The sequence below is a fragment of the Corallococcus exercitus genome (assembly GCF_003611585.1).
Lineage (GTDB): Bacteria > Myxococcota > Myxococcia > Myxococcales > Myxococcaceae > Corallococcus > Corallococcus exercitus.
In genome coordinates this window covers 1-8,175 of record NZ_RAVW01000428.1, presented here as the reverse complement: position 1 = coordinate 8,175, position 8,175 = coordinate 1, and the positions used below count along the sequence as shown (strand labels likewise).

The 8,175-nt window shown below is 72.0% G+C and carries 4 protein-coding genes; all 4 read left to right on the top strand.

What is annotated here, in order from left to right; all coding sequences use genetic code 11:
* The first annotated feature begins 10 nt into the window (after nucleotides 1-10).
* Nucleotides 11-2,965, top strand: a complete 2,955-nt coding sequence (locus D7W79_RS34670; protein ID WP_120529607.1) for a choice-of-anchor D domain-containing protein — start codon at nucleotides 11-13, stop codon at nucleotides 2,963-2,965.
* A 205-nt stretch (nucleotides 2,966-3,170) separates the two neighbouring features.
* A complete protein-coding gene (locus D7W79_RS34665; RefSeq protein WP_120529606.1) occupies nucleotides 3,171-3,479 on the top strand; it encodes a hypothetical protein in 309 nt (102 codons plus the stop codon).
* Nucleotides 3,480-3,581: 102 nt separating this feature from the next.
* Nucleotides 3,582-6,575 (top strand): protein kinase domain-containing protein, encoded by a 2,994-nt coding sequence (locus D7W79_RS34660; RefSeq protein ID WP_147442197.1) that lies wholly within the window; start codon nucleotides 3,582-3,584, stop codon nucleotides 6,573-6,575.
* Nucleotides 6,576-6,583: 8 nt separating this feature from the next.
* Nucleotides 6,584-8,175: serine/threonine protein kinase (locus D7W79_RS34655; RefSeq protein ID WP_244222136.1), on the top strand; the 1,592-nt coding region annotated here is incomplete at its 3' end.

The window sequence follows — 8,175 nt, the reverse complement described above, 5'->3', positions numbered from 1 at the left end:
GGTGGGTGCCATGACGGGGCGCTGGGGCCTGCTGGGGTTGGTGGTGGTGGGGCTGCTGTCGGGCTGCGCGGACCGGGAGCGCTCGTCGCTCGCGGATGGCCGGCTGACGGCGACGCCAGGAGGCGTCGACTTCGCGCGGGTCGCCATCTTCGACGCTCGTGAATCCACGGTGACGCTGCGCAACGTGGGACGCGCGCGCATCACGGTGGACGAGGCCTGGGTGGAGGGGCCTGAAGGCGCCTACAAGGCGGAGTTCACCCACGAGGGACCGCACAGCCTGGTGCCGGGCAGCGAGTGCACGCTGAAGGTGCGCTTCGCGCCGCTGGCGCAGGGCGGGCTGCCCGCGGTGCTGGTGGTGCGCTCGGACACGCGCATCGAACCGCTGATGCGCATTCCGCTCAACGGCGCCGGCGTGGACGCGTGGGCCCGGGTGACGCCGCGCGCGCTGGACTTCGGCCGCATCGAAGCGGACTCCACCAAGACGCTGGGTGTGACGCTGGACAACCCCACCGAGCTGCCGGTGATGGTGACGCCCAAGCTGGTGGGCGCGGACAAGGATGAGTTCGTCGCGGCGCCCCTGACGGTGAACCCGGGCGAGCGCGTGGAGCTGCCCGTCACCTTCAACCCGGTGCGCGTGGGCAGGAAGCAGATTGCCCTGGCCATCTCGCCCTGCAACGGGTGCGCGGACGTGCCGGTGCAGCTGACGGCGGAGGCGCTGGACCGCGCGGTGGTGGCGGAGCCGGAGGTGGTGGACTTCGGCGCGGTGCCGGTGGACCGCGACGCCGTCAAGGCCTCCAGCCTGCGCAACATCAGCACGGAGCCGGTGACGGTGACGTCGCTCATGCTGGACGGCACGGACGCGTCCTTCAGCCAGGCCAACACGGGCCTGCCGCTGGTGCTCCAGCCCGGCGAGGTGCGCGCCTTCGAGATCCGCTACAGCCCCGGCCACATGGGCGCGGCGACGGACCGCGCCGTCTACTCCGTGGTGAGCAAGCGCCACCCCACGCTGCCCGTGCCGCTGCGCGGCTTCGGTGGCGCGTCGGAGCTGTGCGTGTCGCCGCTGACGTATGACTTCGGCGAGCAGCCGCTGGGCTCCAAGGTGCGCGTGGTGGTGAACGTGAAGAACTGCGGCACGGACAACGCCGGGCCGCTCACCATCAACACGCTGGACTGGACGCCGGACGCGACGGGCGCCCAGCTGCAGTTCAACCACAAGCCGATCGCACTGCCGTTCACCCTGCCGGCCAACGGCGAGCTGAACCTGGAGGTCTTCTACGAGCCCATGCGCGAGGGCAGCGCGTCCGGCGCGCTGGTGATGACCACGAGCGCGTTCTCCGCGGCCACCGTGCAGCTGGACTTCTTCGGCCGCGCGAAGGCGCACGCGCCGTGTGATTTGACGGTGACACCGGAGCTGGTGGACTTCGGCACCATCCCGCCGGGCCGCGGCGCGGTGCTGGGCGTGAAGCTGGAGAACAAGGGCACGGACCTGTGCCCCGTGAAGAACATCCGCATCGCCAACGACGGCGGCGGCGTGTTCAAGATGCCCGGCGGAGAGCTCTTCGGCGGCATCATCTACCCGGGGGACTGGTTCAGCTTCCAGGTGGCCTTCCAGGCGCCCTTCACCGGTGGCGGCTTCACGGGGGAGCTGCAGGTGGAGCAGTACAACCCGGTGACGCCGGTGCGGCAGGTGCCGCTCCTGGCGAACTCGCAGGAGACGTGCCTGGTCGCGTCGCCCTGGTACCTGGACTTCGGCCTGGGCCGCAAGGACTGCCGCCCGGCGCCGCGCGAGGTGAACTACCTCAACGCGTGCACCACGCCCATCACGGTGTCCAACGTCTTCATCGGGCCGGGCACGACGGACACGGAGTTCGAACTGCTGGACCACCCGGCGCCGCCCGCGTTCCAGCTCCAGCCGGGCGAGTCCTTCACGGTGGGCGTGGACTACCTGGCGCAGGTGACGGGCATGAACCTGTCGCCGCTCTACGTGGACTCCAGCGACCTGCCCATCCCGCTGATGGTGCCGCTCATCGGTGAGTCGTCGAAGAAGACGGACAAGACGGACACCTTCGTGCAGCAGGACGTGAGCAAGGTGGACGTGCTGTTCGTCGTGGACAACACGGCGTCCATGGTGGAGGAGCACCCGAAGCTCGTGGCCGCGATTCCCGAGTTCGTGAACACCGCGCGCAACAAGGCGGTGGACGTGAACATGGCGGTGACGACGACGGGCATCTCCGCGGTGTCCGGCGCGTGCCCGGGCGGCGCGCTGGGTGGCGAGGCCGGCCGCTTCTTCCCGGCGGACAACAGCCGCCAGCGCATCCTCACGCTGGGCACACCCAACGTGGCCCAGGTGCTCCAGCAGAACGTGCAGGTGGGCCAGTGCGCCCAGGTGGAGCAGGGCTTCGAGGCGATGCGCCGCGCGCTCACCTCGCCGCTGGTGAACAACGCGGATGATCCGCGCACGGCGCTGGCCAACGACGGCAACGCGGGCTTCCTGCGCGACTCCGCGGCGCTGGTGGTGGTGTTCGTGGGCGACGAGGACGACCACTCGCCGGACGCGGTCTCCACGTACGTGCAGTGGGCGCAGCAGCGCAAGGGTGAGAACCAGCCGCAGCGGGCCACGTTCTTCGCCATCGCGCCCACGAAGACGTCCTGCGCCACGGCGGGCGGCACCGGCACCCGGTACGCGGACGCGGCGGCCCAGACGGGCGGCGAGGTCCTCAACGTCTGCGCGGGTGACTACGCGCCGCTCCTCCGCCAGGTGGCCAACAAGGCGTTCAGCGCGCAGGACCGCTTCCCGCTGAGCGAGGAGCCCGACGCGGGCACGGTGGTGGTGACCGTCAACGGCACCGCGACAACCAGCGGGTGGAGCTACGACGCGGCGTCCAACAGCGTCGTGTTCACCACGGTGCCGCCGCCGGGCTCCAAGGTGGCCATCACCTACCGCCGCGCCTGCGCCAACGACTGAACGGTAGGGAAGCTGTGGGTGTGGACCCCGTGACGGGCCGGCCATCCGGCCCCGAACGGGGGTGTCAGACCCCGGTGCTACAGCACTGCATCTGCCTGTGCGGATGACCAGAAAATTGGAGGCGCTCCCTCGGTGTGTACCCTGCGGAGCGTCTGCACGCTGTTGCCCTGGAGGCGCTGTGAGCACCTGGACCCCTGATGAGCCCATGAAGTCCTCTCCGCGCGCCGGTGCGCCGGGACTGCGGGTCATCCGTGGAGAGGGACAGCGCAAGCAGGAGCCGCTGGCGGACCGCAACGCGGTGGCGCGGGTCCTGATGGAGGCCGGGGCGGACATGCTCCTCAAGCGCATCAGCTCCGCGAGGGCGCAGGAGATCGAGCGCAAGGTGGACCGGGTGCTCGACCTGTTCGACCGGGTGGACGCGGCTCCGGTGCTGATGCCGGTGCTCAAGCGGCACCTGGACGAACTGGAAGCGCTGATGCGGGAGACGCGAGAGGTCCGGGCCGTCCGCCGCTAGGGCGCACGGAGGGTGGAGCCGGGAAAAACCTCAAGGGGATTCGATGTTTGATTCCCCTGGCCCGGCCGCTTACGCTTGGGGCCCGCCTCCACGCGTCCGGCCGTGTCCATCGAAACCTACGGCAGCTACCAGCTCCTGAAGCGCCTCGCCACGGGCGGCATGGCGCAGATCTACCTCGCGCGCCGGCCGGGTTCGGATGCTCCGGACAAGCTGCTGGTATTGAAGCGGATCCTCCCGCACCTGTCGGAGAACGACGAGTTCGTCCGGATGTTCCTGGACGAGGCGCGGATCGCGGCCCGGCTGGCGCACCCCAACGTGGTGCAGATCTACGACCTGGGGGCGGAGGGGGACACGTTCTTCATCGCCATGGAGTACATCCATGGCGTGGACGCGCGCCGGCTCTGGAAGCGCTCGGAGACGGCGGGGCGTCCGCTGCCGGTGCCGCTGGTGTGCCGCATCCTGCTGGAGGCGTGCGCGGGGCTGGACTACGCGCACAAGAAGACGGATGCGACGGGGCGCCCGCTGGACATCGTGCACCGGGACGTGTCGCCGCAGAACATCCTGGTGACGTTCGACGGTGGCGTGAAGGTGGTGGACTTCGGCATCGCGAAGGCGGCGGACCAGGCCACCGTGACGCGCTCCGGGGTGCTCAAGGGCAAGTATTCGTACATGTCGCCGGAGCAGGCCGCGGGGCAGCGCGTGGACCGGCGCTCGGACGTGTTCGCGCTGGGGGTCGTGCTGCATGAGCTGCTGACGGGGGGACGGCTGTTCAAGCGTCCCAGCGACATGCTGACCCTGTCGGCGGTGGCGGAGTGCCACGTGCCGGTGCCGTCGCAGGTGGCGCCGCGGGTGCCGGTGGAACTGGACGCCATCGTGCTCAAGGCGCTCGCGAAGGAGCCGGACGCGCGCTACCAGCACGCGCAGGAACTGCAGCGGGCGCTGGAGGGGTGGCTGGCGTCGCAGCCGCAGCCGTGTGGCACGACTGCGGACCTGGCCGCGTTCATGCGGGAGCTGTACGCGGACCGGCTGTCGGAGGAGGCGCGCTCCGGCGAGGTGCTGGTGACGGACGAGGAGGCGGGTGTGCCTCCGCCGTCGCCCGCGCCGCGCCGTTCGGTGATGCGTCCGGCGACGCCGCCGGGGCGCACGGAGAACGAGCCCACCACGACGCTGCGTCCGCCCCGGGCGAACCGTCCCAGTGGGAAGGTGGAGGCGCGCCGCGAGGACGCGGAGGCGGACGGCGGGCGCTCCGAGAGCCGTGGGCCGGATACCCGTCCTGAAGGCCGCAACGCGGAGGCGCGGGCGGAAGCGCGCAACGCGGAGGTCCGTGGCGCGGAGCCTCGCGCCGACGCGCGTGCGGATGGCCGAGGAGTGGATCCTCGCTCTGACGTGCGTGCGGATGGCCGAGGAGTGGAATCTCGCGCCGACTTGCGTGCGGATGGCCGCAACGTGGACCCGCGCGCGGACGGTCGTCACGCGGAGCCTCGCGCAGAGGGCCGAGGCTCGGAGCTCCGTGCGGATGCGCGGCCGGATGGACGCGGTGCCGCTCGCGCGGAGGCACGCGGTGAAGGCCGTCACCCCGATGCGCACGCGGACGGGCGCGCCGAGGGCCGGCACGGTGACGGGCGCAGCGTCGACGGTCGTCCGGAGCCCCGCTCTGAGGGCCGCAACGTCGACAGTCGTCCGGAGCCCCGCTCCGAGATCCGCAACGTCGACTCTCGGGTCGATGCCCGCGCCGCGGACGGCCGTCCGGAGCCCCGGGGGACGACAGGTACCCGGCGGGCGTTGGAATCACCGCCCTCTCGGAGCATCCGGCCGGTCCGCCTGGAGGAGCCCTCCCTCCCGACGGTGACGGAGGAGGACGGTCCCACGCTCGCGATGGTGGACACGCAGGGGAAGCTCTCCGGCGGGTTCCAGGTCGAGGAGGACGCGCCCACGCTCGCGATGGTGGACACGCAGGGGAAGCTCTCCGGCGGATTCCAGGTGGAGGAGGACGCGCCCACGTTGGATCAGCGCCTCCTGACGGCGCAGGCCCGGGAGGACGAGGACGACTCGACCCTGGACATGCGCGCCGTCTCCCGCGCCGACGTGGACGACGGCCCCACGCAGGACATGCGCGCCGTGCCGCGCTCGGAGATTCCCGTCTCCCGCACGGGCATGCCCGCCCCGTCCGGCGAGCACCGCAACCACCGGCCTCCGGTGCCCGCGCCCCATGCGACCATCGAGGAGATGACCGCGTCCACCGCGCCGCGCTCCGCGTCCCGCGCGCCCATGCCGAACGCCTGGACGCCGCCGGCCCGCACCGGCACGGTCACCGAGCAGTCCGCGGTGGAGCCGCCGAAGCGCCGCGGGCTCCTGTATGGCGCCATCCTGCTCGTCGCGCTCCTGGTGGGCGTCGGCCTCGTCTGGAGCCTGGGGCCCGGCGCGAGCGGCGTGCGCGTGGAGTCCGAGCCCGCCGGCGCGCGCGTCGTGTTCGAGGATCGCGTCCTCCCGGAGCGCACCCCGCTGACGCTGCCGACGGTGAAGCCCGGCCGCTACTGGGTCGTGCTGGTGAAGGAGGGCTACCGCGAGCTGCGCACGCAGATCGTCGTCCCGCCGTCCGGACGGCTCGACGTGGGACCGCTGAAGCTCGTGCCATTGCCGTCGTCCGGAAAGCCCGCCTCGGAGCCGCCCGCCACGGCCCCGCCGGCTCCTTCGACGCCGGAGCCCGGAGTCGGACCTTCCGGCGTGGCCGCTCCCCGCGCGCCGGACACCGCGGCCCCCGAGGCGAAGCAGGCCCAGGAGACTCCTCGCGCCCAGGCTCCCGCGCCGGTGGTGAAGGCGCCCGCCGCCACCACCGCCACGGTGGTGCCCGCCGCGGAGGTGCGCGAGTCCCCCCGCGCCGTGGAGCGAGCCGCGTCGGTGAGCTTCGTGGTGACGCCGTGGGCGGAGGTGACGTGCAACGGACGCAAGCTGGGCGAGACACCGTTCCAGCCGGTGGAGATGCACGTGGGGTCGTATGACTGCAAATTCACCAACTCCGAGCTGAAGCGCACCCTCAGCCGCCGCATCGAGGTGCGTCCCATCGACCTCAACGTGGTGACGGTCAAGTTCGAGTAGGCGCGGCCTTGGACCCTTCCGTGACGCTCGAGGCAGGAACCCACGTCGGCAAGTACGTCGTGCGCCGCAAGCTCGCCGAAGGGGGCATGGCGGAGATCTTCCTGTGCACCGCGCGCGGGCCGGAGGGCTTCGAGAAGGAAGTCGTCATCAAGCGCGTGCGGGCGTTCCTCGCGAGCGACCCGGACTTCGTGCAGATGTTCATCGCGGAGGCGCGGCTGGCCTCGCGGCTCAACCACGCCAACGTGGTGCAGATCTTCGACTTCGACAAGCACGAGGACACCTACTACCTGGCGATGGAGTACGTGCGCGGCTGCTCGCTGTGGGAGCTGCGCAAGCGGAGCAAGGAAGCGATGACGCCGATGCCGCCCGTGCTGGTGGCGCACATCGGCGCGGAGGTCGCGCGAGGGCTGCACTACGCCCACCGCCTGCGGGTGAACGGCGAGCTGCTGAACCTGGTGCACCGGGACGTCACGCCCCACAACGTGCTCGTGTCCTACGACGGCGCGGTGAAGCTCACCGACTTCGGCATCGCGAAGGCGGGCAACAAGCTCACGAACCCCGGCGTGCTCAAGGGCAAGTTCGCGTACATGTCCCCCGAGCAGGCCCGGGGCGAGAGCGTGGACGTGCGCACCGACGTCTTCGCGCTGGGCGTGGTGCTGTGGGAGCTGCTCACGGGCGGGCGGCTGTTCCAGGGCGATTCGGAGATCGCCGTCCTGCGCGCGGTGCAGGAGAGCACCATCGTGCCGCCCGCGCGCCTCAACCCGGACGTGCCGCCGGACCTGGACGCCGCCATCTGCCGCGCGCTGGAGCGCGACCTGTCAAAGCGCTTCCAGACGGCGGGGGAGCTGGAGCGCGCGCTGGCCCAGTGCGTGTTGAACCACGCCCGCTCCGTCGACGACACCGACGTGGGCGCGTTCGTCCGGACGCTGTTCCCCCTCGCGGCCAGCAACCAGGCGCTGCCCGCGCTCCCGGAGCGCACGGCGCTGGAGGACGGCGCGCTGCTGATGCGTGGCGCAGGAGCCGAGCCGCCACCCCGCGAGCCCACGGCGGTGATGCCCTCGCGCGAGCACGCGTCGGGAGCGAAGCGGGCCGGGTCGCCGGACGAGGACCGCCACGGGACGACGCTGGTGTTGTCGCAGGACGGCCGCGCCGCCGACGGACGTCCTCCCCAGCCCACGCCGCAGATGCCGTTGCAGTCGATGGGAAGGGAAGCCCCGCTCGCCAGGCGCGCCGACTCCCGTGAGGTCGCCGCCGCCAGGGACGAGAACTCCATGGTCTGGGCCGACGCCTCCCGCGTCGACGCGCCCGCGAGCCGTGCCGGGGACGGAGGCTCGCAGCCGTCCGCCTCCGCGCGCCGCAAGGCCGACACCGCTTCAGCGCGCCGTGTCGCGGCCCCGGCGGAGGACCCCTCGGAAGCCAGCGACCGCGAGCTCGACACGGTCTCCGCCACCGAACCCGGTCCGCCCGTCGCGCCGAACCGCAAGCGCGCCCTGTGGGCCGGGGCCGCCGCGGTGGGGCTCGCGGGCGTCATGGGCGTCCTCGCCGTGGCCCGCTCCCACACCGATGCCCGGGACGCGGGGCAGGGGAGCCCGCCTCCACC